Raw genomic sequence first — 26,333 nt, forward strand, 5'->3', positions numbered from 1 at the left:
GGCTCACAGCGGGACGACCGTAAGCGGATACGCCGGTGGCGCGACGGACGGTTGTCCGTCGCACCACCGAAAGGGGTGAACCGTCGTAACTTTCCCGCTCCGACGGCGTTCTGTCGCGCTATGGGTGCGGCCGACCACGCAGGGTCAGGCGGCGGCCAGTTCCTTGCGGGCCGCGCGGCGCACCGTCGCCAGCGCCGGGTCGAGTGCGGGAACGGCCGCCAGGAGCTGCTTGGTGTACGGGTCCCGGGGGTTCCCGTACACCTCGTCCACCTCGCCCTCCTCGACGATCCGGCCCTGCCGCATGACGGCGACCCGGTCGCTGACCTGCCGTACGACGGCGAGGTCGTGAGCGATGAAGACCAGGGCGAGCCCCAGTTCCCGCTGGAGCTCCGCGAGCAGGGCGGTCACCTGGGCCTGGGTCGTCACATCGAGCGCGGAGACGGCCTCGTCGCAGACGATCAGCTCCGGCTCGGCGGCCAGCGCGCGGGCGATCCCGACGCGCTGGCGCTGTCCGCCGCTGAACTCGTGCGGATAGCGGTCGTAGCTCTCCGGGGCGAGCCCGACCCGGGTCAGCAGATCCCGCACCCGTGCCCTGATCGCGGCCTCGTCGCGCTGACCGGAGGCTCGCAGCGGATCGGCGACCGACTCACCGATCGAGCGGCGCGGGTTGAGCGAGGAGACCGGGTCCTGGAAGACCATCTGGACCCGGGCGTCACGGGTGAGCCGGCCCGAGGTGGGTTCCAGCAGTCCCACGAGCATCCGCCCGAGGGTGGTCTTGCCGCTGCCGCTCTCCCCGACGATGCCGAGGGTCTCGCCGCGTCGCACGGTGAGGGAGACCCCGTCGACGGCGGCCGTCGCACTCTTCCCCCGGCCGAACACCTGCCGGACGTCGACGGCTTCGACGAGCGGGGCGCCCGTGTCGTCCATCGGCTTCGCGCCCGAGGAGGTCCGCGACTGCGTCACCCGGGGCACCGCCGCCAGCAGTGCCTTCGTGTACGGCTCGCGCGGGGCCACGAGCACCTCGCCCACCGGCCCCCGTTCCACCGCCCGTCCCGACTGCATGACCAGCACCTCGTCGACCGACTCCGCCGCCACGCCCACGTCGTGCGTGACCAGCAGCAGCCCCATGCCCGTCTCACGGCGCAGATCGTGCAGCAGGTCCAGGATCTGAGCCTGGACGGTGACGTCCAGGGCGGTCGTCGGCTCGTCGGCGATGAGCAGCTGGGGCTCGCAGGCCAGGGCCATCGCGATCAGCGCCCGCTGCCGCATCCCGCCGGAGAACTCGTGCGGCCTGGACCGGGAGCGCCGTACCGCGTCGGGGATCCCGACCCGGTCCAGCACCTCCACCGCCCGCGCCCGCGCCGCCCGTCGGGAGGCCCGGTTGTGGACCCGGTACACCTCGGCGATCTGGTCGCCCACCGCGTAGTACGGGTCCAGCGAGGACAGCGGGTCCTGGAAGACCATGGCGGCCTTCGCACCGCGCAGGGCGCGGAGTTCCGCGTCGTCCGCGGCCGTCACGTCCACCCCGGCGACCCGGATCGCGCCGCCGACCTTCGCACCGGTCCCCCGGTGCAGTCCGAGCAGTGCGTACGCCGAGGCGCTCTTGCCGGAGCCGGACTCGCCGACCACCCCGAGCGCGCCGCCGGCCTCCAGCGAGAACGACAGCCCGTCCACCGCCCGTACCTCGCCGAACGAGACCGAGAGATCCGAGACTTCGACCAGGCTCATGCCAGCACCACCCGTCGGTCGGCCATCGCCTGGAGGATGTCGGCGACGGCGTTGGCGAGGACGACGAAGAATCCGGTGACGAGCACCAGGCCGACGACCACCGGAAGGTCCACGTGCTTCACGGCGTCGACGAGTTCACGGCCCACCCCCGGAATCCCGAAGAGCGATTCGGTGAGGACGGCGCCGCCGAACATCGAGCCGATGTCCAGTGCGCCGAGCGCGATCACCGGCGCCAGCGCACCGCGCAGCGCGTGCCGTCCCACGAGCGCCCGTTCGCCGACCCCGTACGCCCTGAAGGTGCGCACATGGTCCTCGGCCAGGGTCTCCAGCATCGAGGCCCGGGTCATCCGGGCGTACGGCGCCGCCGACACCAGCGCCAGCGAGATCCAGGGCAGCAGCAGGTTCCAGGCCCACTGCTCCGGGTCCTCGGTGAGCGGTACGTAGTCCGGGAACGGCAGGATCTGGAGCGCCGTGACCAGGACGATGATCAGCAGCAGACCGATGACGAAGACCGGTGTCGCCATGCCCGCCAGGGTGATCCAGGTGAGGACGCGCTCGGTGAGCCGGCCGCGCCGCCACACCGAGAGCAGCCCGGTGCCGACCCCGAGCAGCATCCACAGCACGAAGGCGCCGAGGGCGAGCGAGGCGGTGGCCGGGAGCTTGGCCAGGATCAGCTCGGTGACCTGCTGGTCGCTCTGGTACGAGAGCCCCAGGCAGGGCGCCTGGCAGTGCAGCACCCCGGTTCCGGTCGAGTAGTCGCGGCCGGTGAAGAGCCCCTGGAGGAAGTGCGCGTACTGCAGGTACAACGGGTCGCCCAGGTGCAGCTGTTCGCTGACCTGCGCCACCTGTGCGGGCGAGCAGCGCGGACCGCAGGCGATCTGCGCGACGTTGCCGGGGGCGACGTAGAAGGCCGCGTAGACGACGACGCTGAGGGCGAGCAGCACGAAGACCGCCCCGCCGAGGCGTCTGAGCAGGAACCACTTCACGCGTCGGCCTCCTTCTTCCGGCCGGTGCCGATCCGCAGCCGGGACTCGGCCCGCGGGTCGAGCGCGGTGCGTACGCCCTCGCCGAGGACGGTCAGCGCCAGCACGGTGACGAAGAGCAGCAGCGCGGGGATCAGCAGATAGGTGGGCGCCGCCTGGTACCAGGTGTCGGCGTCGCTGAGCATCTGTCCCCAGGACGGCGTGGGCGGCTTGATGCCCACGCCGAGGAAGGACAGGGCCGCCTCGACGACGATGTTCGACGGGAAGAGCAGCACCGCGTAGGTGATGACGGGCGCGGCCAGCGCGGGCAGCAGTTCGCGCCTGGCGATCTGCCAGGAGCTCCAGCCGCTGAGCCGGGCGGCGGCGACGTGGTCGCGCGATTTCAGCGAGAGCGTCTGGGCACGCACGATCTTCGAGGTCCCGGACCAGCCGACCAGGCCGATGATCACGGCGATCAGGACCGGGCGGGGGAAGCTCGTGGGTACGACGGCGAGCGCGCCGAGCGCGATCACCATGACGGGCAGCGCGACCACGACGTCGGTGACCCGGCTGAGCGCCTGGTCGACGAAGCGGTTGCCGAGCCCGGCCGCGAGCCCGATGGAGACGCCGACGATCACCTGGAGCAGGGTGGCGGCCAGCGCGACGCCGAGCGAGACCCGTGCCCCGTAGACGACGCGGGCGAACAGGTCGCGCCCGGTGAGCGGTTCGACGCCGAGCCAGTGCTCGGCGCCGATCCCGCCGAAGGATCCGACCGGCACCCCGCCGGTGGCGGAGTCGACGAGATCGGGGTGGTACGTGGTGGGGTCCTGGCCCTCGATGCCCGCGAGCAGCGGTGCGGCGAGCGCGGCCAGGACCAGCAGGGCGACGATCGCCGCCGCCACGAGGGCCGCGCGCCGGGCGCGCAGCCGTCGCCAGAACGGACTGGCCCCGGAGGCGGGGGCCAGGACGGCCCCCGCCTCCTCGGCCGGAATTGCTTCTGCCATGGCTACTTGACCGCGACCTGCGAGATGTCGAGCACGCCGGTCCAGTCGCTGATCACGACGTTCTTGACGGCCTCGCCGTACAGGCGCTTGTAGACCGGGTGGAACAGCGGCACGGTCAGTGCCTGCTCACCGACCTTCTTGTCGAGCGCGCCCCAGCGCTTCGCCGCGGCGTCCAGGTCGGTCAGCTTGTTGATCTCGTCGATCTCCTTGTTGACCGCGGGGTCGTTCAGCTGGCCGGAGTTGAAGTTGTAGCCGGACCTGACGATCTGGCGCCCGTCGAAGATCGGCGCGAAGAACGGGCCGCCGGACGGCCAGTCGGCGCCCCAGCCACCGAGGAAGAAGCCGGGCTCGCTCTTCACGTTGTAGACCGTGTCGGAGTAGTCGTTGGACTCCAGCCCCTGGAGCTTGACGGTGATTCCGGCCTTCTTCAGCGCCTCCTGGAGCGCGGTGGCGATCTCCGGGCTGGTGGCGAAGTCCTTGTCGTTGGAGTGCGTGAGGGTGACGGTCAGCCCCTTGGGGTAGCCGGCCTCCTTCAGCAGTTCCCTGGCCTTGGCCGGGTCGCCGTTCTTCCCGGCCGGGAAGTGGTCGTACGGCGTGTAGCCGAAGGCCGCCTGGTCGGGCAGGAAGGTGGTGGCGGGCTCGGCGAGCGAGGAGCCGCCGGCCGCGTTGACCACGGAGGAACGGTCGACGGCGTACGAGATCGCCTGCCGCACCTTCGGGTTGTCGAACGGCTTCACCTTCGGGTTGAAGGCGATGTAGTTGGTGTAGCCGAAGTGTCCGGTGCCGACGCGGGCGGCGAGCTTCTTGTCGCCGGTGACCTTGGCGAGCTCGGCCGGGCCCAGGTTGGTGTCGGTGGTGACGGCTGCGGCGTCGGCGCCCTGCGACGCGGACAGCCGCTGGTTGATGACGGCGGAGTCGAGTCCGGAGCGCACATCGATCCGGTCGGGGTAGGCCTTGCGCTCCTCGTCGGTCGCCGCCGACCAGTGCGGGTTGCGCTCCAGGATCAGGCGCTCGCCGTCACCCTCGTTCTTGACGACCCTGTACGGGCCCGAGGAGACCGGGTGCTCCTCGTACTTGGTGCCGGTGTCCTTGGCCTCGGGCACCGGGGTGGTCTGGGTCTGCGTGGCCAGGAAGGGGAACTCGCCCTCCGGCTTGTCGAGGTGGAAGACGATCGTCTTCGCGTCGGGCGTCTCGATCGAGTCGAGGCCCTTCTTGTCCTTGTACGGGCCCTGGTAGTCCGCGCCGCCGATCAGCCAGTCGCGCAGGTAGGGCGCACCGCCGGAGAGTTCGGCGGCGAAGGAGCGCTCGATGCCGTACTTGATGTCGGCACTGGTGATCGCGGTGCCGTCCTCGTACTTCAGGCCGTCCTTGAGGGTGTACGTCCACACGGTGGCGTTCTTGCTGGGCGTGCCCAGGTCGGTCGCGAGGTCGGGGACGACCTTCGCGCCGGCGGCGCCGTTCTCCCGGTTGCGGGTGGTGAGCGTGCGGAAGACCAGGGACGGGACGTTGCCGCCGCCGGAGGTGTAGAGCCGCGCGGGGTCGAAGTCCTCCTGCGGCTTGCTGTTGAGGACGGTGAGCGTGCCGCCCTTCGCCGGCTTGCCCGCCGCGCCGGAGCCGCTGTCGCCGCCCTTGTTGTCCTCGGGCCCGCAGGCCGCGGCACCCGCTGCCACGACGAGTACTGCGGTGGCCGCTGCCACGCGGCGCGATATGACGGACGGTTGACGCATCGGAAGATGACCTCTCGGATGTACTGCCTGGGGAAAAGGGACGGAAGCATTTCCGCGCGGGCAGCGACGAGAGCGAGTGCACACAGCCGGTCGACGGTGGGAGAGGTCGACCGGAAACACCGGACTGCCGCGCCTGCGGACGGAAGACGCCCGGCGCGGCGGTCGTGCGTGGCGGCCCCGGCCCCTCAGGGCTCGGACCGCGGGCGGACGCGCGCTCGGGCAGGCGTCAGCAACAGTCGATGTCGGCGACACTGTGCCCGGTCACACCGATGAGCGCCAGCTCTATGACTGCGCGATCGGGGAGGACGGGGCCGTGTGACATGCCGAGAAATATGGATCACCGCCCAGGGGATGTCAACGCGAATTGAGACGGCCATCTCACTATGTGGACGCGCTGTGGGCATGCATACGCCGGTTCCGCGAACGGCCACGGGGTCCGGCATGCCGAAGGGGCGGGCCCGTCACACCCGTGGGCCCGCCCCGTTCCGACTCAACTGGGCGGATACACCCAGGCGTTGGGTTTGCACTTGATTCCGTCGATGTTCAGGGACTTGGTCTGCTGCTGCATCACCGGGGCGAGGGCCCCGCGCGTGCCGCAGCTCACATGGTTGTGACCCAGCCGGTGACCGACCTCATGGTTGATCAGCATCTGGCGGTAGGCGAAGAGTTTGTCCGGTCCGAAGGTCGACGAGCCCTGGGCCCAGCGGTAGGCGTTGATCATCACGCGCTCGGTCGCCGCGGAGTCGCAGCTGACGTTGTCCACCGTCGTGTCCAGACCCGACTTCGCGCACCAATCGCCGGTGGTCCCGGGGCTGGCCAGGGTGATCACGAAATCGGGGTCGTCGGCGGAGACCCGCTCGAACGTCATCGCCCCGTCGTGCGCCCAGCTGCGGTCGTCGTTGAGCGTCTCCTGGACGGCCCTGGCGAAGAGCGCGGTGTCGAGACCGAGCCCCTTCTCCACATCGATCCGGTAGCGGTACTTGTGCCCGCGGCCCGGGGCCTTCGCCGTCCCCGGAATCGTCTCGAACTTTCCGGACGCCTTCAGCTTCGGGGCGAGCGGATAGGCCTTGGCCATCTTCTGGGCGTACGAGAGCGGCTCGGCCCGCACCGGCTCGGGGGTCGGGCGGTCGTCCGAGCGGGAGGCGCCGTCGGGGCCCCGGTGATCGACGCCCGAGGGCTGCGCGGCGGTGCTCCCGCCGCTGTTGTCCTGGGCGACCTGCCCGGCCACCACCACCGCGAGGACCGTGGTCACCGCGGCGGCCGCGATCCCGGTGAAGGTGCGGCCCCTGGCACCCTTGCCGTCCTTGCCCGGCGCAGGGCCGTCGCCGCTGCCACCGGACGGCTGCTCGTCCGGCCCGTCGGCCGGGGCGTGCGGGTCGGCGGGGCGGGCCGACGGGACGGAGGGCCCGCGCGGCGCGGACGGTGCGGACGGTGCGGGCGGCGCGTCGAAGGCCTCGACGAACTCGCGCCGCGGCCCCGGTATCAGCGGCCGGGTACCGGGCTGCTGCTGCCGGGGCGCCGCCTGCGGCTGGGCCGTCCGGTGGCGCGGCTGCGGGCCCGTTCCCCAGCCGCCGCCGGGTTCGTGCTGTTCGGGGTGGCCGCCGCGGACGTGTCCGGCCTGCTGGAAGGAGGTGTGCCCGTCGGATCCGGCCGGTTCGTCCGCCTGCCTGCGGCGCCGCCCGGTGCCGGGGCCCGGCCGGGCGCCCGCGCGATCGCCGCCCGCGTCCGCGGTGGCGGTCTCGATCTCGGGCCCCGAGGGTTTGGGGCCCTTTCGACTATGTCGTCCCACGCCCCGGATCAGCTCCCGCCGCGTTCGTCGAGCAGTTCCCGGAAGGCCTGGGCGACCGCCTCCGGGTACTCCATCATCGCCACGTGCCCCGCGTCGGGCAGGGTCAGCAGCCGTGAATCGCGGAAGGCCGCGGACGCCTTGCGCGCCATCCGGTACGAGACGAGCTGGTCCCGTCCGCCGTACACGAGCTGGGTCGGTGCGAGCACCCGCTCGGCCTGGCGCCACAGTCCGTGCTGCCCGCCGAGCGTGTACGCGTCGACAATGCCACGTGCCGAGCGCGTCATCGCGTCCCAGAAGTACGGCAGACCCATCCGGCGCTCGGTTTCGGCCACCGCTTCACGGAAGCCCGCCTCGGAGACGCGTCCCGGATCGCCGTAACAGAGTGCCATCACGCCGCGGGTGCGGTCCTCCGCGGACCAGTCCCTGGTCATCCGGGCGAACAGGCCCGCGACTCCGGGCACGGCGAGCAGCCCCGTCGGCACGGCCGAGCGCTGCACCCGGATCTCGGGGAGCGCGGGCGAGACGAGGGTGAGGGTGCGCACCAGATCGGGGCGGACCGCGGCGACCCGGGTGGCCACGGCCCCGCCGAGCGAATTGCCGAACAGGTGCACCGGCCCGCGCTCCTCGGCGTCGAGGAACCGGATCACGGCGCGGGCGTGCCCGGTGACCGAGTAGTTCCCGTCGTCCGGCGGCGGCGAGTCGCCGAAGCCGGGCAGGTCGACCGCCTCGCCGTCCACCACGTCCTGAAGCAGCGGCATCAGCGCCGACCAGTTCTGCGAGGAGCCGCCGAGCCCGTGCACATAGAGAGCGGGCGGCAGCCCGGTCCGCTCCGGCGGCCGGGAGCGGACGCTCAGCGTCAGCCCGGGCAGCGCGACGGAGCGGAGCTCCTCCCCCTCCGCGACCCGGACGGCGCCGACCGCCGGGGACACCGCGGCGGCGACGGCACGGACTCCCGGCAGCTCGGTCGAAGACATGCGGCAATGTTACGAGACGATCACACCTCGATTCATGTGTTCGCCGTCACAGACCGCGTAGCGGCCCGCGGGCGCAGCTCCTACGCTCGAAGCAAGGAAGGGAGTCACCATGACGGTCGACCCCAGCGACCCGGAGACCTTCGAGGACATCCAGCCGGACGAACCGGACGAGGAGACGCCCCGGGCGGACGCCGCCGAGCAGCGGGCCGATCTCCAGCAGGAGCACGACGAACCGCTCACGGACATCGACCGGGACAGCGCCAACGAGGCCGACGCGGCGGAACAGGCCCGCGTCGTGACACAGGATGAGGACGATTACCGCTGATACAAACTGCTTTGTCCCGGCGGCCGAGCAACCTGTGGCTACCGCAGCCGTCCGGTCCATGAAATTCTGCGTCCGCGCCGCGCGCACCCGGGTTACCCAAAAGTACGATGGCTGTACGGCGCAGCGTGCACGGAAAGGCTGTGTCCGATCACAAATTTGGGAGGCGGCGTGACAGCCATCGAGCAGACCGAGGCGGCGCGCCCGCGGGGCACTCGCCTGCCTCGCCGCGCCCGACGCAATCAGTTGCTGGGCGCCGCGCAGGAAGTCTTCGTGGCGCAGGGCTACCACTCCGCCGCGATGGACGACATCGCCGAGCGGGCCGGGGTCAGCAAGCCGGTGCTCTACCAGCACTTCCCGGGAAAGCTGGAGCTCTACCTGGCCCTTCTCGACCAACACTGCGAGTCGCTTCTCCAGGCGGTCCGCACGGCCCTGGCCTCGACCACCGACAACAAGCTCCGGGTCGCCGCGACGATGGACGCGTACTTCGCGTACGTCGAGGACGAGGGCGGCGCCTTCCGGCTGGTCTTCGAGTCCGACCTGACCAACGAGCCCGCGGTGCGCGAGCGTGTCGACCGGGTTTCGCTGCAGTGCGCGGAGGCGATCTCCGACGTCATCGCCGGTGACACGGGACTGTCCAAGGACGAGTCCATGCTGCTCGCGGTCGGCCTGGGCGGTGTCTCCCAGGTGGTCGCCCGCTACTGGCTCTCCAGCCGGTCCGCGATTCCGCGGGACACGGCGGTCCAGCTGCTCACCTCGCTGGCCTGGCGGGGTATCGCGGGCTTCCCGCTGCACGGCATCGATCAGCACTGACCGGTCCATCCGGCGCGGTCGCCGTCCGTGTTCGCTGCGGGCGTTGCCCGCCGACCACTGGCGGCACCCCTCAGCGGGCTAATGTGTGCTGCGTACGGCGCGGCTCACCGCGCAGGGACTGACCGTCGGAGGGACATAGCCGTGGAGGTCAAGATCGGGGTGCAGCACACGCCCCGGGAGATCGTTCTGGAGAGCGGGCTTTCCGCCGAAGAGGTCGAGAGCACCGTCGCGGAGGCTCTCAGCGGTAAGGCGCAGCTGCTCAGCCTCACGGACGACAAGGGCCGCAAGGTCCTGGTGCCGGCCGACCGGATCGCTTACGTGGAGATCGGCGAGCCCAGCACGCGTCGTGTGGGGTTCGGCGCGCTGTAGGCAGCACGCTCCGAGCAGTGACCGTGGCAGCGGCCCGGTGGGACTTTCCACCGGGCCGCTGCCCGTAGCCGTTCCTGGTGATTCCGGTGCGAACCCTGTGCCGAGGAGGGTTGCATTCCGCGACCGGCGGGTAGTACCGCTCATGACCGATTCAGGTCAGGCCCTACCCGCCCCGCAACTCGCGAGGTGATCTTCTGTGATCCTGGAACCACTCGGCTCCGTCGTGCTCGGACTCGTCCTCGCCTGGGCGGCTCTCCGCTCCCTGCCGCACCGGCTCCCGTCCCGCCGTGCCGTCTTCACCACCGGCGCCCTGGGAGCCCTGTTCGGCGCCTTTCTCATGCACTCGGTGCTGGGTCCGGGCCATGTCGTGGCCACGCTGGTCGGCGCGGCCCTGATCGGGTCCGTGACGCTCTCGCTGCTGGTGCGCCCCCGGAGCCGTCCGCTGAGCCGATCAGCGGCGGCCTGAGGCCGGCCCGGCGGACCGGCCCCGGTGAGCCCGCTACGCGGCCAGTCCCAGCGCGGCCATGCGCTTGGTGTGCGCCTCGGTGATCCGCGAGAACATCCGCCCGACCTCCGCCAGGTCGAAGCCGTCCGCCACACCGCCGACGAGCATCGTCGACAGCGCGTCGCGGTCGGCCACCACGCGCTGTGCCTGGGAGAGCGCCTCGCCCATCAGCCGGCGGGCCCACAGCGCGAGCCGGCCGCCGACGCGCGGGTCGGCCTCGATCGCGGCGCGCACCTTCTCCACGGCGAAGTTCCCGTGCCCGGTGTCGTCAAGCACGGCGAGGACCAGCGAGCGGGTGTCCGAGTCGAGCCGGACCGCGACCTCGCGGTAGAAGTCACTGGCGATCGAGTCGCCGACGTATGCCTTGACCAGGCCCTCCAGCCAGTCCGACGGCGCGGTCTGGCGGTGGAAGTCGTCGAGCGCCTTCGCGAAAGGCTCCATCGCACCGGTCGGCTCCACCTCGATCGCGGTCAGCCGGTCGGTGAGCCGCTCGAAGTGATGGAATTCGGCGGAGGCCATCTTTGCCAGCTCCGCCTTGTCCGCGAGCGTCGGCGCGAGTTTGGCGTCCTCGGCGAGCCGCTCGAAAGCTGCCAGCTCCCCGTACGCGAGTGCTCCCAGCAGGTCCACGACCGCTGCCCGGTACTGCGGCTCCACCGACGCGGTGGCCCAGTCCTGGGCGGCGATTCCGGTGGGTTCAGGGGTTTCAGTGGCGTTGTCAGGCGTCTCCATGGAGCGCAGAATAGCCCGCCCGGCGGGGGACGGAAGGGCCTGGCCGGTCAGTGACATCACACCGTTCCGATGAATTCGCCCAACACACATGCGCGAATCCGGGGTACAGTGGTATTGCGCCTACTGAGTATTTTGGATGTACCGGTGGCGTGAAAATGGTGAAAACGAATGAGGATGCCCGGTCGGTGGCCCGATCGGCTCCGACCCGACAGCCCTCCACGCGGGGCGTACGACACGTACGACCGCAGATGAGGGGCCCCCTCAGCGGCACGAGCGCTCGAGCGACGGCAGTGGTCCCGCGCCACCCGGCCCATCCACGGCCGGATGACCAACCCCGGCACGGTACGACCCCCAGCGTTCGCCTCGGGCCGCGTCTCACAGAAGAGGCAGCACCCTGACTACGTTTCGTGAACTCGGGATTCTTCCCGAGACGGCCGAGGCCCTTGAAGCCGTCGGCATTGTGTCCCCGTTCCCCATCCAGGAGATGACGCTCCCCGTCGCGCTCTCCGGCTCCGATGTCATCGGCCAGGCCAAGACCGGCACCGGCAAGACCCTCGGTTTCGGTCTGCCGCTGCTGGAGCGCGTCACCGTCCCCGCGGACGTCGAGGCGGGCCGGGCGAAGCCCGAGGAGCTGACCGAGGCGCCGCAGGCGCTCGTCGTCGTCCCCACCCGTGAGCTCTGCCAGCAGGTCACCAACGACCTGCTCACCGCCGGCAAGGTGCGCAACGTCCGCGTTCTCGCGATCTACGGCGGCCGGGCGTACGAGCCGCAGGTCGAGGCCCTGAAGAAGGGCGTCGACGTGATCGTCGGCACCCCGGGCCGACTGCTCGACCTGGCCGGACAGCGCAAGCTCGACCTCTCGCACGTCCGTGCGCTGGTGCTCGACGAGGCCGACGAGATGCTCGACCTGGGCTTCCTGCCCGACGTCGAGAGGATCATCACGATGCTTCCGGCGAAGCGGCAGACGATGCTGTTCTCGGCGACCATGCCGGGCGCCGTCATCGGTCTCGCGCGCCGCTACATGTCGCAGCCGACGCACATCCGCGCCACCTCGCCCGACGGCGAGGGCGCGACCGTCGCGAACATCTCGCAGCACGTCTACCGGGCCCACTCGATGGACAAGCCGGAGATGGTCTCCCGCATCCTGCAGGCCAACGGCCGCGGACTCGCGATGATCTTCTGCCGCACCAAGCGCACGGCGGCCGACATCGCCGAGCAGCTGGAGAAGCGCGGCTTCGCTTCCGGCGCGGTCCACGGCGACCTCGGCCAGGGCGCCCGCGAGCAGGCGCTGCGCGCCTTCCGCAACGGCAAGGTGGACGTGCTCGTCTGCACCGACGTCGCGGCCCGCGGTATCGATGTCGAGGGTGTGACCCACGTCATCAACTACCAGTCGCCGGAGGACGAGAAGACCTACCTCCACCGCATCGGCCGAACCGGCCGCGCGGGCGCCAAGGGCATCGCGATCACGCTGGTCGACTGGGACGACATCCCGCGCTGGCAGCTGATCAACAAGGCTCTCGACCTGAAGTTCAACGACCCGGTCGAGACCTACTCCACCTCGCCGCACCTCTTCGAGGAGCTCGACATCCCGGCCGGCACCAAGGGTGTCCTGCCGCGGGCCGAGCGGACCCGTGCGGGTCTGCGGGCCGAGGAGATCGAGGACCTCGGCGAGACGGGCGGCCGCGGCCGCAAGTCCGCCCCGGCGCCGGCCGTCCGCGAGGAGCGCGCGCCGCGTACGCCGCGTCAGCGTCGCCGCACCCGGGGCGGCTCCGCCGTCCAGGAGGCGCCCGCCACCGCCGCCGTGCCGGCCCCGGCGGCCGAGGACGCCGACGCCCCGTCGGAGCCGCGTACGCCGCGTCGCCGTCGCCGCACCCGGGTCGGAGCCGCGGACGCCGCGGCCGAGGCGGTGATGAACGCGGTGGAGGCCGTGGTCGAGGTCGAGGTGGCACCGAAGGCCGCCAGGACCGCGGTCGAGGACGCGCCCGTGGCCGAGACCAAGCCGCGCCGCCGCCGCGCCCGCGTGGTCAAGCCGGCCGAGGACGAGGTCGACTTCCAGATCGCGCCGATCTCCGAGCCGGTGGCCGAGACGAGGACGGTGACCAAGCCGCGTCGCCGCCCCCGCGTCGTCAAGCCGGCCGAGGACGAGGTCGACTTCCAGATCGCCCCGATCTCCGAGCCCGTCCCGGAGACCAAGCCGCGCCGCCGCACCCGTGCGGCCGCCAAGCCGAAGACGGAGGCCGTGGCCGAGGTCCCGGCCGCCGAGGGCGAGGCGAAGCCGCGCAGGCGCCGGGCACCGCGTGCGGCCGCCGCGAAGACCGAGGGCTGAGCGGTCGCCGCTCAGAAAGCCTGATCCGCCGGACGGGCCCGAGGACATCCTCGGGCCCGTCCGGCGTTCCGGCACCTCGCTTCTGCCCGTCCGGCCCGCCACGGCATAACCTCGTCCCATGAGCCGGCCGCACACCTTCACCCCGCCCCCCTGCGCCCACGCCCGTCAGCTGCGCACGCCGCGCGGCGACTTCGCCGTGCTGGACGCCTCGCCGTCCGGTGCCGTGCACGGCACCGCCCTCCTGCTGCCCGGGTACATGGGCAGCAAGGAGGACTTCATGGCGCTGTTCGAACCGCTCTCGGTCGCCGGGTACCGGATCGTCGCCGTGGACGGCCGCGGACAGTACGAGACCGACGGGACGGACCGTCAGGAGAGCTATGCACAGGGCGAGTTGGCCCTCGACGTGCTCGCCCAGGCGGCCGCCCTCGAAGCGGGCGGCGAAGGCACCGTGCATCTTCTGGGGCACTCGCTCGGCGGGCAGATCGCCCGCGCCGCCGTGCTGCTCGACGCCTCGCCGTTCCGTTCGCTGACGCTGATGTCCTCCGGGCCCGCCGAGGTCGTCGAGGCCCAGCAGCTCAAGGTGAAGGTGCTCAGCGACGCGCTCGCGACGCTGAGCATGGCCGAGGTGTGGGAGGCGATGCGCGCCCTCGACCCGCCGGAGGAGGCGGCGACGGACGGCGAGGCCCTGCGCCGCCGCTGGCTGCGCCACCGGCCCGCGCAGCTGATCGCCACCGGCCGCCAGCTGGTGACCGAGCCGGACCGGGTGGCCGAACTCGCCGCCGTACGGCTGCCGGTCCATGTGCTCTCCGGCGAGCGCGACGACACCTGGCCGGTGCCGCTGCTCGACACGATGGCGCGGCGCCTCGGCGCGCACCGCACCCGGATCGCGGGCGCCGAGCACTCGCCCAACACGGACCGCCCGGAGCAGACCGCGGCAGCGATCGCCGCGTTCTGGGACAGCCTGTAGGCGACGGCCGGGAGGGCTCAGTACTGCGACTGGAGGTGCTGCCAGAAGCCGTCGCGCAGCGCCCGTCGCAGATGCGCGTGGCCGCGCAGCGAGTGCTGGAGCAGCCGTTCGGCCTCGACCAGCAGGTCCTGGTCGACCGAGCCCGGCAGGTAGGGGTGTCCGGGCAGCAGGTCGGCGAGGGACTCGCGGCCCCGGGCGGCCAGCCAGGCGGCGGCGATCTGCGCGCCGACGAAGCGGACGTCCTCGCGCGCGGGCGCGGGGCTGTCGTCCTCGTAGGTGGTGACGGGGCGTCTGGTGACGTAGGGGCGGCAGAAGTCCAGGTCGAAGGTGCGCTGGCTGTCGACCTCCCAGAGCAGCGGTTCGGCCTGGTTGCGCCCCTCCCCCGCCTCGATGCCCCACAGGTGCACCCGGGCCCCGTACCCCTGCGCCGCCTCCACCGCGGAGACCAGGTCCTCGTCGCCACCGACCAGTGCGGCGTCGCTGATGGCGCGGTGCCGGGCGAGCGATTCGAGGTCGGTACGGATGAGTGAGTCGACGCCCTTCTGTTGGTTGTTGGCGTTGAGGTTGCCGAGTCTGACCTTGACGTCGGGGAGTTCGGCGATGGACTGCTGCTCGGCGGTGTGGATGCGCCGCCTGGCTCCGTCGTACCAGTACACGCGCAGCAGTCTGCTGTCCGCGAAGATCGTCCGGGCCTTGTCGATGAAGGCCTCGATCAGCCCTTCCGCGTCGAGGTCGAAGGAGCGGCGGTCCTCGGTGCCGGTGACGAGCAGTCCGGCTGCGGCGTACACATAGCCCGCGTCCACGAAGATCGCGTGGGTCGAGGGGGTCTTCGACACCTCGGCGAGCATGCGCTGGAGCAGCTCGTTGGTGCGGTCCAGGCGCTCGCGGATCTCTGCCTCGTTCATTCGGGCCTCGTCGTGGACCTCGTCGACCGGTCGTGCTCGGTGACCTGCTGATACTTAGACATCCAAAAAATTTCCTTAGCGTAGGGAATGTTTGCCCGAGGCAAGTCGTTGTACCCCTCGTGGAGCGCGGGACAGTGGTGTCCGGTGCTCTCATCCTTGCGGACGGATCATCCGTCCTCCCATGTAGTTCTCCAGCAGGAGGATCAGACGAAGGGAAGCCTTATGCGCTTCGAGATCATGCGACTCGACGATGTCGACGGTACCGCCGTGGACAGCACCGTCGTGGACGCCGCCTCCGTCAACCGGATCGTGCAGCAGGCCGCAGCCATGGGCCAGCGCATCTACATCCGCCCGGCCGAGACCTCGGCTTCGTAACGCACGACGACGCACAAAGACGAAGCGCCCCCGTACGGAAGGTCCGTACGGGGGCGCTGTGGTGCCGGGAGGGGCCGTCAGGAGTTCTGGATGACCTGGGTGACGCCGTTGATGATCTGCTGTACGGCGATGGCGGACAGCATCATTCCGGCCAGCCTGGTCACCAGGACGACACCGCCGTCCTTGATGACCCGGATGATCAGCAACGAGTAACGCATGGTCAGCCAGAGCACGATGTGCATGGCGAGGATCGCCGACCAGACCGAGATCTGACTGGCCACGGTGTCGGCGTGCTGCACCGCCAGGATGACCGAGACGATCGCACCGGGCCCGGCGAGCAGGGGCATGCCCAGCGGCACGAGCGCCACATTGACGTCCTTGGTCTGGGTCGGCTCGTCGGTCTTGCCGGTCAGCAGGTCGAGCGCGATCAGCAGCAGGAGCAGTCCGCCCGCGATCATCAGGGCGGGTACGGAGACATGCAGGTAGTCGAGGATCTGCTGGCCGAGCAGACCGAAGACGGCGATCACACCGAAAGCGACGGCGACCGCCTGGAGCGCCATCCTGCGCTGCATCCTGGCGGGGCGGCCCGCGGTGAGCGCGAGGAAGATCGGGGTGATCCCGGGGGGATCCATAATCACAAAAAGCGTGAGAAAAAGGGATCCGAAGACAGCGACGTCGAACACAGTGAGCCTTGCGAGAAGAGAGGAACGGCCTGAAGGGGCGCACCCCGAAGCCATGACGGCGGCCCTGCGGCCGGGTGCGCGGAAGTGGAACGTGGGGGTGGAAGGGGCGGTACGCGTACGGGGCCGCGGTCCGGCCCCTTCGCATGCGTCGTTACGCGGGGCGGGGTCCGCCGGCTCCCGGCACCGGGAAGGCTCCCGTGGCGCGCCGGGTGATCTCGCCGTAGATCTCGGGGTCGGTGGTGTACTCGCCGAGCCCGACGGTCTTGCGGCTGCCGTGGTAGTCGCTGGACCCGGTGGTCAGCAGCCCCAGGTCGCGGGCGAGCCCGCGCAGCCTGGCCCTGGCCGGCTCGTCGTGGTCCATGTGGTCGACCTCGATGCCGTCGAGGCCGGCGGCGGCGAGCCGCGCGATCGAGGACTCGGGCACCACCTCGCCGCGCTTGACGGCGGCCGGGTGGGCGAAGACCGTGACGCCGCCGGCGGCCTTGACCAGCCGGATCGCGTCGAAGGGGTCGAGTTCGTGCTTCTCGGCGTAGGCGCGTCCGCCGTCCGCGAGCCATTCGGGCGTGAAGGCGTCGGAGACGGTCTCGACGACGCCGAGTTCGACGAGCGCGGTGGCGACGTGCGGCCTGCCGACCGATCCGTCCCCGGCGATCCTCGCGACCCGCTCCCACTCGACGGGCACCCCGAGGTCCTGGAGCTTGCGCACCATGGTCCGGGCGCGCGGCACCCGGTCGTCGCGCACGAGTTCGCGCTCGCGGGCCAGCTCGGGCTCGTCGGGATCGAAGAGGTACGCCAGCAGGTGCAGACCCACGCCGTCGATCCGGCAGGAGAGCTCGGCGCCGGTGACGAGGGTGAGCCCCTCGGGAAGGGCGGCGACCGCCTCGGCGTGACCGCGCACGGTGTCGTGGTCGGTGAGCGCGACGACGTCCAGGCCCGCGGCGGCGGCGTTGCGCACCAGCTCGGCGGGGGTGTCCGTGCCGTCCGAAGCGGTGGAGTGGGTGTGCAGGTCGATGCGCACGACGCGTACTCCAGTGCTCGGGGCCGGAAAAGGGGACGTCTCAGGATAACCGGCATTCGAACGGCGCCCGGCCGGGTGCCGCCGGCTCCGGGCTCAGGCGAGCAGGCGCGGGGTGAGCGCCCCGCACGGTACGAGGTCCATCTCGCCGCCGGCCTCGCGCAGATCGGCGAGCACCAGCTCGTCGTACATCAGCAGTCCGGACTGCTGAGGCCAGACGATCGCCCAGAGCCAGAGTCCGCGCGCCTCGCCCGCGAAGACCGCCCGGTCCTCGGGGACGCCCTTGACGTTCCACAGCGGGGTGGGGCGGCCGGCGGCGAGCATCTTGACGTCCGGCGGACCGTCGACGTCCAGGTAGGGGCCGGGGTCGGGGCCTTCGACCCCGGCGTAGCGCGCGCCGAGTCCGACGCCGAGTTCCTCGGTGACGAGCAGCAGCTCACCGATGCCGCCGACGGGAGCGGGGCCGGAACAGGCGACCGCGGTGGCCCGGCCACCGCTGCGGTCGTCGCCCGCGCTCGCCACTCCGGTGAACAGCCAGCCGACCGGCAACGGCCAGGGCATCCAGACCGGGACCTCGGCCCGGCGCACCACCACCCCCAGCGCTTCGACGCTGGGCGGAACCACCGGCTGCAGCGGCTGCACGCTGCCGTGCACCTCGCACTGCCAGGTGTCGGCGAACAGACCGGGCGCTCTGACCCGGCCTCCGCACTTCGGGCAACTGGGTTCGCCCCTCATAGCGACCAACGGTCCTCCAGGACCGTCGCCGCGTCAAGCAAGATCACCCGTCCGCAGCGGGGCCCCCACCTGCAGAGATAGATGTAACTTGCACTCATTAGCTTCTCTAACTTATTCTATGCATATCGCAACGATCTAGTGGAGAGCGAGAAGACCCATGCAGGGAGAGGATCCGTTCGATCAGGGCGCGGGCAGCATCCTGCGCCAGCCGAAGGCCGTCTGGGCCACGGCGGGCGCCTCTGTTGTCGCGTTCATGGGAATCGGCCTGGTGGACCCGATTCTGCCGTCCATCGCCAAGGGCCTGGAGGCGACGCCGAGCCAGGTGTCCCTGCTCTTCACCTCGTACTTCCTGATCACCGCCGTGGCGATGCTCGTCACCGGCTTCGTGTCCAGCCGGATCGGTGGCCGCAAGACGCTCCTGGCCGGCCTCGCGCTCGTCGTCGTCTTCGCCGCGCTCTCCGGCACCTCGTCGTCCGTCGGCGAACTCGTCGGATTCCGGGCCGGCTGGGGACTCGGCAACGCGCTCTTCGTGTCGACCGCGCTGGCCGTGATCGTCGGCGCCGCGGCCGGCGGCAGCTCCGCGGCGATCCTGCTCTACGAGTCGGCGCTCGGCCTCGGCATGGCGTGCGGGCCCCTGGTCGGCGCCCTGCTCGGTGACGCCAGCTGGCGCTACCCCTTCTTCGGCACGGCCGCGCTGATGGCGATCGGCTTCATCTGCATCACCGCGTTCCTGAAGGAACAGCCCAGGCCCGCCCGGAAGACCTCGCTGCTCGACCCGGTCAAGGCACTCGGCCACGGCGGTCTGGCCTCGGTCGCCGCCTCGGCGTTCTTCTACAACTACGCGTTCTTCACGATCCTGGCGTTCACCCCGTTCGTGCTGAACATGACGCCGTACAAGTCGGGCGCGGTGTTCTTCGCCTGGGGTCTGCTGCTCGCGGTCTTCTCGGTGCTCGTCGCCCCGCGGCTCCAGGAGCGCTTCGGCTCGCTGAAGGTGCTCGGCGCCTCGCTGGTGCTGCTCGCCGTCGACCTGCTGATCCTGGGATACGGCAACCACACCGCCGCCATCGTCTGCACGATCGTCTCCGGCGCCTTCATCGGCATGAACAACACCGTCTACACCGAGCTGGCGCTCGGTGTGTCGGACGCGCCGCGCCCGGTGGCGAGCGCGGGCTACAACTTCGTCCGCTGGTTCGCCGCGGCCGCCGCCCCGTACCTCGCCCCGAAGATCGAGGAGTGGAGCAACATCCACATCCCGTTCGTGGTCGCGGCCGCCACCGCCGTGGCCGGTGCGGTCGTCGTCTGGATCCGGCGTGCGGCGCTGACCCACGAGGCGGTGGAGCTGGAGCCGAAGCACGCCGCCGAGGACGGCGTCACGGTCTTCGCCGACTGACCCCTCCGCCCGCCCCCGCACCGCCCCGCCCGCGGCTCTCCCTCCTGGCCGCGCGGCGGGGCTTCCGCATGCCCGGCCGGATCGCTCCGGCGTACGGCTCAGTCCAGGGGTACGGAGCCGCGCAGCGGATCACGCAGGTCCGTACCGTGCGAGAGCCACCGCTCCTGGATCTCCTGCGCGCCCCTGACCCGCTTCCACGCGGCCTCGTTGTGCGTCATCGGCAGCAACGGCAGGAACCGCACCGGATCCATCGGCGCGTCCAGTTCCAGGTCCTCCACCAGTCCCCCGGGCTCGGCGACCAGCACGGAGCTGAACGGCGCCCCGGGCCAGAGCGGTTCGCCGACGTCCAGCGAGGCACCCGGCGCCACGATCACGCCCTCGACCTGCGGGGAGGCGGCGAGCACGGCGAGCGGGCGCAGCACCTTGTCGGTGTCGGCGCGTCCGGCGCGAACCGAGAGGACCAGTTCGGCACGCGGGCCCTTCACCGGGTCCACCAGGGCCGCGGTCGGGTCGGCCATCGGCTGTGCCGACATACCGAGCGTGGCGTAGCGCACCACGTCGCCGTCGGCGAAGCGCAGCACCTCGATCCGGTCCGTACCGAGAAACGTCACTGCCGCGCGCGCGTCCGGTTCACCGAGGGCCGTCAGCAGCCGGGCCTCGACCAGAGCAAGAATTTCTCCCATCCAGCGAGCATAGGTCGCGTATGGAACGGGCAAAGTAAGGGATTGGCCGTCAGTCGGCTGATAGTCTTGGCCGCTGGTCGGGGCAGCACGCAGAAGCGTCGCTCTCAGCCCCGACGACACGTCATCCCTCAAGGGGGACCGGCTGGAGGAGGTGGGGCTGCAATGGATCGAAGTCGATCGTGCAGTACCAACCGCTCTTCCGCACTCCGCCTTTCCAGGTGATCTGAAGCCTCCCGGTCGAGGCCCACGGCTTTGCGCACGACGGAAGAGCACTCCTTTTTTGCCTGTCTGTAGCGAACGCCGTCATCGCGCCGCCGCGGTGCCGCCCGCTTTGCGGACGTGAGCACACGTCCTCATTCCGGGCTGTTCCACGTGCCCGACGACGGCCCTCCGTGAAGGAGCCAGCCATGTCGATGATCCGTGACCTGCGCGCCGCCGTGCGCCCGTCCCTGCGCAAGAGCAACGCCCTGCACAACAGTTACGACACCACCCGTGACCCCTCCGCCTCCAGCGCGGTCGTCGACTGCGCGGTCTACCGCGACGGACGGCGCCTGGAGAGCGGAACCTGCCGCACGCCGCACGAGGCGATGCTCCAGGTGCGCGAGGAGGGCGGCTTCGCCTGGATCGGCCTGCACGAGCCGACCGAGGAGGAATTCGCCGGTATCGCCCGGGAGTTCGGGCTGCACCCGCTCGCCGTCGAGGACGCCGTCCACGCCCACCAGCGGCCGAAGCTGGAGCGGTACGACGACACGCTGTTCACCGTCTTCAAGACCATCCACTACGTCGAGCACACCGAGCTCACCGCCACCAGCGAGGTGGTCGAGACCGGCGAGGTGATGTGCTTCACCGGCCGGGACTTCGTCATCACCGTGCGGCACGGCGGCCACGGCTCGCTGCGCGCGCTGCGGCACCGGCTGCAGGACGACCCCGAGCTGCTCGCCAAGGGCCCCTCCGCGGTCCTGCACTCCATCGCCGACCATGTCGTCGACGGCTACATCGCGGTGGCCGGCGCCGTCCAGGACGACATCGACGAGGTGGAGATCGAGGTCTTCTCCACCCCGGCCAAGGGCAGCTCGCGCGGCTCGGAAGCGGGCCGGATCTACCAACTGAAGCGCGAGGTGCTGGAGTTCAAGCGGGCGGTGGCTCCGCTGCTGCGGCCGATGCAGCTGCTGAGCGAGCGGCCCATGCGGCTGATCGACCCCGACATCCAGAAGTACTTCCGGGACGTCGCCGACCACCTGGCACGGGTGCACGAGGAGGTCGTCGGCTTCGACGAACTGCTGAACTCGATCCTCCAGGCCAACCTGGCCCAGGCGACCGTCGCGCAGAACGAGGACATGCGCAAGATCACGTCCTGGGCGGCCATCGTCGCCGTACCGACGATGATCTGCGGCGTCTACGGCATGAACTTCGACCACATGCCGGAGCTGCGCTGGCGGTACGGCTATCCGATGGTGCTGGGCGTCATCGGGGTGGTCTGCTTCTCCATCCACCGCACCCTCAAGCGCAACGGCTGGCTCTGAAGCACCGCCCCCGGCCGGTCCCATAGAGTTCGGGGCATGACTGCTGCTGCCGCTGACGTGCCGCTGGGCCGGGCCCTCGTCGAGGAGGCCACCAAGAAGTCGGGCCTCATCTGGGTGCGGGGCACCGGGCCCGCGCGGGCGCTGTGGCACGTATGGCACGAGGGTGCGGCGCATCTCGTCGGGGACGGCCCCGGCGAGCAGCCGCTCCCGGCCGGGCTCACCGACGGGTCCGCCGCCGAGGTGACCGTGCGCAGCAAGGACAAGGGCGGCCGGCTGGTCGCCTGGACGGCCGCCGTGACGGAACTCGCCCCGCACTCCGAGCAGTGGGAGGCCGCGGTGGCCGAGCTCAAGGGCAAGCGGCTGAACGCACCGGACGCCGAGCGGATGACGGAGCGCTGGGCGCGCGAGTGCCGGGTGCTGCGGCTGACGCCCGGCGAGTTCCGTACCCGGCTGCCGGACGGCTCCCTGGCCGCGGCGCCGCTGCCGACGCCCGCGACCACGCGCGGGCCGGTGCCCGCGGCGCTGCCGCGCCTGCTCGGACGCTCCAAGCAGGGGCGCAAGAGCTGACCGGGGCGACGCGGTCCGCGGTCAGGACGACGTCTTGGGCAGCTGCTTCCCGTAGTCGACCGTGTCCCCGCGCGTCGGGGCCTCCAGGTCGAAGTCCTTGCCCCAGTCCGACAGGGTGACGGTCCCGCCGCCGCCGCCGCGCGCGAATCGCAGCGGGTACGCCGTGCCCTCCAGCGAGACGTCGAGAGTGCCGCCCTCGCCCTTGCCGCCCGTGATCTGGACGGTCCGGGTCTCGCCGACCGTCTGCCGGTCCCCCTTGTTCAGGGTGCCGTGCAGCGTCAGCATCCCGTCGAGCAGGGTCTTCTTGTCCGTGAAGCCGCGCAGCTGCTTGTACGTGGGGTCGTCCTGGGGCACCTTCACGTACTTGTTCTGGAGTTTGTCCGCGGCAGCGCCGCCCGCCCCGCCGTCCGCGCCGGGCTCCTCCTCGTGGCTCCAGAACCCGGAGTCCGCCTTCAGATAGAGCTCGTCGTCGATCCGCAGCAGCTCGAAGGTGCTGTCCTTCGAGACGACGGAGCCGGTGCCGCCCTTCTCGTTCAGCCGCATGTTGAGCTTGTACGTGCCGCCCTTGCTGACCAGCGTCCCGGCGAGGCGCACCGTGTCGGCGGCGTCCGCCGCACGCTGTGCCTTCTTCTCGATCTCCATGGCGTTCAGCTTGCCGACGCCGTTGGTCCCCTCGTCCGGGTCCTCGCCGCACGCCGTGAGGGCTGCGGCCAGGCCCGCGCAGAGCAGGGCGGCGAGGGCGGTCCGGCGTCGGGCCCGGACGGGCGGAACGGAAGAGGTCACGGGCGCACTGCCTCTCATCTGCATCGCGGGGGTGGCAGACGGCAGCGTACCTGTGCCGTTCACGCCTTCCGGCAGGGAGCCGTACGGACGGCTCCACCGGGGCAACCCGGAGCGGTACGGGCTAGCCTGATCCCGTCATAACGGTTGATTGACTGCCAAACGGACCAGTCGGAGAAGTCGTACACGGAAGAAGGAGGCGCAGGATGGCGGCAGGCGCCCCCCGGGTGTTCGTCTCCCATCTCGCCGGCGTACCGGTCTTCGACCCCAACGGCGACCAGGTGGGCCGCGTCCGCGATCTGGTCGCGATGCTCCGGGTCGGCGGCAGGCCGCCCCGGCTGCTCGGGCTCGTCGTCGAGGTACTCAGCCGCCGCCGGATCTTCCTCCCGATGACCCGGGTCACCGGGATCGAGTCCGGCCAGGTCGTCACGACCGGCGTGGTCAACATGCGGCGCTTCGAACAGCGGCCCACCGAGCGCCTGGTGCTCGGCGAGTTCCTCGACCGCCGGGTCCGCCTCGTGGAGACCGGCGAGGAGGTCACCGTCCTCGATGTCTCCGTCCAGCAGCTCCCGGCCCGCCGCGACTGGGAGATCGACAAGTACTTCGTGCGCAAGGGCAAGGGCGGGGCGCTGCGCCGCAAGGGCGAGACGCTGACGGTCGAGTGGTCGGCGGTCAGCGGGTTCTCGCTGGAGGAGGTCGGGCAGGGCGCCGAGACCTTGGTCGCCACGTTCGAACGGCTGCGCCCGACCGATGTGGCCAACGCACTGCACCACCTCTCGCCGAAGCGGCGGGCCGAGGTCGCCGCCGCGCTCGACGACGACCGGCTCGCCGACGTCCTGGAGGAGCTGCCCGAGGACGACCAGGTGGAGATCATCGGCAAGCTCCAGGAGGAGCGCGCCGCCGATGTCCTGGAGGCGATGGACCCGGACGACGCGGCCGACCTGCTGTCCGAGCTGCCCGAGGAGGACAAGGAGCGGCTGCTGGCGCTGATGCGGCCGGACGACGCGGCCGATGTGCGGCGCCTCATGTCGTACGAGGAGCGGACCGCGGGCGGGCTGATGACCACCGAGCCGATCATCCTGCGGCCGGACGCGACGGTCGCCGACGCGCTCGCCCGGGTCCGGCAGGCGGACCTCTCCCCGGCGCTGGCCGCCCAGGTGTACGTGTGCCGGTCGCCCGACGAGACACCGACCGGCAAGTACCTGGGCACCGTGCACTTCCAGCGGCTGCTGCGGGATCCGCCGTACGCGCTGGTCAGCTCGATCGTCGACAGCGATCTCGTCCCGCTCGCCCCGGACACCCCGCTGCCGGCCGTGACCAGCTATCTGGCCGCCTACAACCTGGTCTCGGTGCCCGTGGTGGACGAGAGCGGCTCGCTGCTCGGCGCGGTGACGGTCGACGACGTCCTCGACCACCTGCTGCCCGAGGACTGGCGGGAGACGGACTTCCACGGCGAGGAGGAGGTCGCCCGTGGCCGCTGAGGAACGCTCGAAGACGGCGCCGGCGGGGGCCTCGGGCATCGCGCGTCCGCCCCGCGCCCGGCTGGACCAGCCGAAGGACCCGCGGCGGCGGATGCTGCCCGACTACGACCCCGAGGCCTTCGGCCGGCTCTCCGAGCGGATCGCCCGCTTCCTGGGCACCGGACGGTTCATCGTCTGGATGACGCTGGTCATCATCGTCTGGTTGCTGTGGAACGTCTTCGCGCCCGCGGACCTGCGGTTCGACCCGTACCCGTTCATCTTCCTGACGCTGATGCTGTCGCTCCAGGCCTCGTACGCGGCTCCGCTGATCCTGCTCGCGCAGAACCGGCAGGACGACCGCGACCGGGTCACCCACGAGCAGGACCGCAAGCAGAACGAGCGCTCCATCGCGGACACCGAGTACCTCACGCGGGAGATCGCCTCGCTGCGGATGGGGCTCGGCGAGGTCGCCACCCGCGACTGGATCCGCTCCGAACTGGAGGACCTCGTGAAGGACCTCGACGACCGGCAGCCCCTGCTCCCGGCCGAGAGTGACGAAGACCGCTGACGGTGCTACTCACGCGTAGCAACGGGAGGCGCACCCGTACTATCGAGGTATGGCTACGGAAGACGCGGTGCTTGAGGCACTGGCGACAGTGAACGACCCGGAGATCCACCGCCCGATCACCGAACTCGGCATGGTGAAATCGGTCGAGATCGGCGCTGACGGTGCGGTCGCTGTCACGGTCTATCTCACGGTCTCAGGCTGCCCCATGCGCGAGACGATCACCAAGAACGTCACGGACGCGGTCGCCCGTGTAGAGGGCGTCTCGCGGGTCGACGTCACGCTCGACGTGATGAGCGACGAACAGCGCAAGGAGCTCGCCTCCTCGCTGCGCGGCGGCACGGCGGAGCGCGAGGTGCCGTTCGCCAAGCCCGGCTCGCTGACCCGGGTCTACGCGGTCGCGTCGGGCAAGGGCGGCGTCGGCAAGTCGTCCGTGACGGTCAACCTCGCGGCCGCGATGGCCGCCGACGGCCTCAAGGTCGGTGTCGTGGACGCGGACATCTACGGGCACAGCGTGCCGCGGATGCTCGGCGCGGACGGCAAGCCGACCCAGGTCGAGAACATGATCATGCCGCCGTCCTCGCACGGCGTGAAGGTCATCTCCATCGGCATGTTCACCCCTGGCAACGCCCCGGTGGTGTGGCGCGGGCCGATGCTCCACCGCGCGCTCCAGCAGTTCCTCGCCGATGTGTACTGGGGCGACCTCGACGTCCTCCTGCTCGACCTGCCGCCGGGCACCGGCGACATCGCGATCTCGGTGGCACAGCTGGTGCCGAACGCCGAGATCCTGGTCGTCACCACCCCGCAGCAGGCGGCGGCCGAGGTCGCCGAGCGGGCCGGTTCGATCGCCGTGCAGACCCACCAGAAGATCGTCGGCGTCGTCGAGAACATGTCGGGCATGCCCTGCCCGCACTGCGACGAGATGGTCGATGTGTTCGGCACCGGCGGTGGCCGGAAGGTCGCCGAGGGCCTGACGAGGACGACCGGCGCGGAGGTGCCGGTGCTCGGCTCCATCCCGATCGACGTACGGCTGCGCGAGGGCGGCGACGAGGGCAAGCCGGTCGTCCTGTCCGACCCGGACTCCCCGGCCGGCAAGGCGCTGCGCACCATCGCGGACAAGCTGGGCGGCCGTCAGCGCGGCCTGTCCGGCATGTCGCTGGGCATCACCCCGCGCAACAAGTTCTGAGACGACGGAGCGGTGGGGGGGCCGGGGGCCCGGCCCCGGCCGGGGTGGGGTGTGGGGCGCCGGGGGCGCCGGACAGGGGGGGTTGGGGGTAGGCCCGCAACCACACACAAAGGGGAGGGGGGGGGGGGGGGAGGTGGTAGGCGATGAGGCGTTTGGCGCCGGGGGTGTCTTCGCGGGTGAGGGTGATGGCTTCGTGGATGGCGGGGTGCTGGGTGAGGGTGTTCTGGATTTCGCCGAGTTCGATGCGGTAG

At 71.0% G+C, this 26,333-nt stretch carries 27 protein-coding genes; 13 read left to right on the plus strand and 14 right to left on the minus strand.

The window, feature by feature from the left end:
• Positions 1-144: 144 nt before the first annotated feature.
• The 7 genes from ACWCPY_RS29735 to ACWCPY_RS29765 all read right to left on the minus strand — a co-directional run bounded on the left by ACWCPY_RS29735 (position 145) and on the right by ACWCPY_RS29765 (position 8,184).
• Positions 145-1,728 (minus strand): dipeptide ABC transporter ATP-binding protein, encoded by a 1,584-nt coding sequence (locus tag ACWCPY_RS29735; RefSeq protein ID WP_451270068.1) that lies wholly within the window; start codon positions 1,726-1,728, stop codon positions 145-147.
• Positions 1,725-2,714: an ABC transporter permease gene (locus tag ACWCPY_RS29740; protein WP_451270070.1), complete on the minus strand. Its 990-nt coding sequence runs from the start codon at positions 2,712-2,714 to the stop codon at positions 1,725-1,727. The genes ACWCPY_RS29735 and ACWCPY_RS29740 overlap by 4 nt, the downstream gene beginning before the upstream one ends.
• Positions 2,711-3,694, minus strand: a complete 984-nt coding sequence (locus tag ACWCPY_RS29745; RefSeq protein ID WP_451270072.1) for an ABC transporter permease — start codon at positions 3,692-3,694, stop codon at positions 2,711-2,713. Before ACWCPY_RS29745 ends, ACWCPY_RS29740 begins: the two co-directional genes overlap by 4 nt.
• 2 nt (positions 3,695-3,696) lie before the next feature.
• Complete coding sequence (locus ACWCPY_RS29750; RefSeq protein WP_451270073.1) at positions 3,697-5,421, minus strand: ABC transporter substrate-binding protein; 1,725 nt, start codon at positions 5,419-5,421, stop codon at positions 3,697-3,699.
• Positions 5,422-5,647: 226 nt separating this feature from the next.
• Positions 5,648-5,743, minus strand: a complete 96-nt coding sequence (locus ACWCPY_RS29755; protein WP_323138501.1) for an Ms4533A family Cys-rich leader peptide — start codon at positions 5,741-5,743, stop codon at positions 5,648-5,650.
• 168 nt (positions 5,744-5,911) lie between these two features.
• Positions 5,912-7,210: a DUF3152 domain-containing protein gene (locus ACWCPY_RS29760; protein WP_451270075.1), complete on the minus strand. Its 1,299-nt coding sequence runs from the start codon at positions 7,208-7,210 to the stop codon at positions 5,912-5,914.
• A gap of 8 nt (positions 7,211-7,218) precedes the next feature.
• On the minus strand, positions 7,219-8,184 hold the full coding sequence (locus tag ACWCPY_RS29765; protein WP_451270077.1) for an alpha/beta fold hydrolase: 966 nt from the start codon (positions 8,182-8,184) through the stop codon (positions 7,219-7,221).
• Between the two features lie 109 nt (positions 8,185-8,293).
• On the opposite strand from ACWCPY_RS29765, the gene ACWCPY_RS29770 reads away from it, so the two are divergent.
• From ACWCPY_RS29770 to ACWCPY_RS29785, 4 genes are all read left to right on the plus strand, one after another.
• The gene (locus ACWCPY_RS29770; RefSeq protein ID WP_451270079.1) at positions 8,294-8,509 is read left to right on the plus strand and encodes a hypothetical protein; all 216 of its coding nucleotides are present in this window, start codon (positions 8,294-8,296) and stop codon (positions 8,507-8,509) included.
• A 168-nt stretch (positions 8,510-8,677) separates the two neighbouring features.
• Positions 8,678-9,319 (plus strand): TetR/AcrR family transcriptional regulator, encoded by a 642-nt coding sequence (locus ACWCPY_RS29775; protein WP_018105511.1) that lies wholly within the window; start codon positions 8,678-8,680, stop codon positions 9,317-9,319.
• A gap of 141 nt (positions 9,320-9,460) precedes the next feature.
• Complete coding sequence (locus tag ACWCPY_RS29780) at positions 9,461-9,688, plus strand: DUF3107 domain-containing protein (protein WP_451270081.1); 228 nt, start codon at positions 9,461-9,463, stop codon at positions 9,686-9,688.
• 196 nt (positions 9,689-9,884) lie between these two features.
• Positions 9,885-10,154, plus strand: a complete 270-nt coding sequence (locus ACWCPY_RS29785; RefSeq protein WP_451270083.1) for a hypothetical protein — start codon at positions 9,885-9,887, stop codon at positions 10,152-10,154.
• A gap of 33 nt (positions 10,155-10,187) precedes the next feature.
• Here the strand turns inward: ACWCPY_RS29785 and ACWCPY_RS29790 are convergent, their stop codons facing one another.
• Complete coding sequence (locus ACWCPY_RS29790; RefSeq protein ID WP_266414635.1) at positions 10,188-10,922, minus strand: ferritin-like fold-containing protein; 735 nt, start codon at positions 10,920-10,922, stop codon at positions 10,188-10,190.
• Positions 10,923-11,406: 484 nt separating this feature from the next.
• Between ACWCPY_RS29790 and ACWCPY_RS29795 the strand changes: the two genes are divergently transcribed.
• Together ACWCPY_RS29795 and ACWCPY_RS29800 are read left to right on the plus strand one after the other, a co-directional pair.
• Positions 11,407-13,248 (plus strand): DEAD/DEAH box helicase, encoded by a 1,842-nt coding sequence (locus ACWCPY_RS29795; protein ID WP_451270085.1) that lies wholly within the window; start codon positions 11,407-11,409, stop codon positions 13,246-13,248.
• A 118-nt stretch (positions 13,249-13,366) separates the two neighbouring features.
• Complete coding sequence (locus tag ACWCPY_RS29800; RefSeq protein ID WP_451270087.1) at positions 13,367-14,215, plus strand: alpha/beta fold hydrolase; 849 nt, start codon at positions 13,367-13,369, stop codon at positions 14,213-14,215.
• Between the two features lie 17 nt (positions 14,216-14,232).
• Here ACWCPY_RS29800 and ACWCPY_RS29805 read toward each other — a convergent pair whose 3' ends face one another.
• Entirely contained in the window at positions 14,233-15,120 is an 888-nt protein-coding gene (locus tag ACWCPY_RS29805) for an NYN domain-containing protein (RefSeq protein ID WP_451270089.1), read from the minus strand.
• A 222-nt stretch (positions 15,121-15,342) separates the two neighbouring features.
• Here ACWCPY_RS29805 and ACWCPY_RS29810 point away from each other — a divergent pair, with 222 nt between their 5' ends.
• Positions 15,343-15,495 carry a hypothetical protein gene (locus ACWCPY_RS29810; RefSeq protein WP_093549992.1) on the plus strand — a complete coding sequence of 51 codons (153 nt, stop codon included), beginning with the start codon at positions 15,343-15,345 and terminating at the stop codon, positions 15,493-15,495.
• A gap of 77 nt (positions 15,496-15,572) precedes the next feature.
• Here ACWCPY_RS29810 and ACWCPY_RS29815 read toward each other — a convergent pair whose 3' ends face one another.
• From ACWCPY_RS29815 to ACWCPY_RS29825, 3 genes are all read right to left on the minus strand, one after another.
• A complete protein-coding gene (locus ACWCPY_RS29815; protein WP_329818012.1) occupies positions 15,573-16,178 on the minus strand; it encodes a MarC family protein in 606 nt (201 codons plus the stop codon).
• Positions 16,179-16,329: 151 nt separating this feature from the next.
• Positions 16,330-17,196, minus strand: coding sequence for a PHP domain-containing protein (locus ACWCPY_RS29820; RefSeq protein ID WP_451270092.1), 867 nt, complete (start codon positions 17,194-17,196; stop codon positions 16,330-16,332).
• Positions 17,197-17,289: 93 nt separating this feature from the next.
• Positions 17,290-17,928: a DUF6758 family protein gene (locus ACWCPY_RS29825; RefSeq protein WP_451270094.1), complete on the minus strand. Its 639-nt coding sequence runs from the start codon at positions 17,926-17,928 to the stop codon at positions 17,290-17,292.
• Between the two features lie 157 nt (positions 17,929-18,085).
• Between ACWCPY_RS29825 and ACWCPY_RS29830 the strand changes: the two genes are divergently transcribed.
• Complete coding sequence (locus ACWCPY_RS29830; RefSeq protein ID WP_451270096.1) at positions 18,086-19,318, plus strand: MFS transporter; 1,233 nt, start codon at positions 18,086-18,088, stop codon at positions 19,316-19,318.
• A 98-nt stretch (positions 19,319-19,416) separates the two neighbouring features.
• Here the strand turns inward: ACWCPY_RS29830 and ACWCPY_RS29835 are convergent, their stop codons facing one another.
• A complete protein-coding gene (locus ACWCPY_RS29835) occupies positions 19,417-20,001 on the minus strand; it encodes a suppressor of fused domain protein (protein ID WP_451270098.1) in 585 nt (194 codons plus the stop codon).
• A gap of 407 nt (positions 20,002-20,408) precedes the next feature.
• Between ACWCPY_RS29835 and ACWCPY_RS29840 the strand changes: the two genes are divergently transcribed.
• Positions 20,409-21,524, plus strand: a complete 1,116-nt coding sequence (locus tag ACWCPY_RS29840) for a magnesium and cobalt transport protein CorA (RefSeq protein ID WP_329818017.1) — start codon at positions 20,409-20,411, stop codon at positions 21,522-21,524.
• A gap of 36 nt (positions 21,525-21,560) precedes the next feature.
• Positions 21,561-22,091, plus strand: a complete 531-nt coding sequence (locus tag ACWCPY_RS29845; RefSeq protein WP_451270100.1) for a hypothetical protein — start codon at positions 21,561-21,563, stop codon at positions 22,089-22,091.
• Between the two features lie 21 nt (positions 22,092-22,112).
• On the opposite strand, the gene ACWCPY_RS29850 is transcribed toward ACWCPY_RS29845, so the two are convergent.
• Entirely contained in the window at positions 22,113-22,874 is a 762-nt protein-coding gene (locus ACWCPY_RS29850) for a hypothetical protein (protein WP_451270102.1), read from the minus strand.
• Between the two features lie 203 nt (positions 22,875-23,077).
• Between ACWCPY_RS29850 and ACWCPY_RS29855 the strand changes: the two genes are divergently transcribed.
• Genes ACWCPY_RS29855 through ACWCPY_RS29865 form a run of 3 tightly spaced genes read left to right on the plus strand, consistent with a single transcriptional unit; the run spans position 23,078 to position 26,082 of the window.
• Positions 23,078-24,352, plus strand: a complete 1,275-nt coding sequence (locus ACWCPY_RS29855) for a magnesium transporter MgtE N-terminal domain-containing protein (RefSeq protein WP_451270104.1) — start codon at positions 23,078-23,080, stop codon at positions 24,350-24,352.
• Positions 24,342-24,899, plus strand: a complete 558-nt coding sequence (locus ACWCPY_RS29860; RefSeq protein WP_451270106.1) for a DUF1003 domain-containing protein — start codon at positions 24,342-24,344, stop codon at positions 24,897-24,899. Before ACWCPY_RS29855 ends, ACWCPY_RS29860 begins: the two co-directional genes overlap by 11 nt.
• 49 nt (positions 24,900-24,948) lie before the next feature.
• Complete coding sequence (locus tag ACWCPY_RS29865; protein WP_451270108.1) at positions 24,949-26,082, plus strand: Mrp/NBP35 family ATP-binding protein; 1,134 nt, start codon at positions 24,949-24,951, stop codon at positions 26,080-26,082.
• Positions 26,083-26,333: the final 251 nt, after the last annotated feature.

This window comes from Streptomyces sp. NPDC002403 (assembly GCF_053593015.1).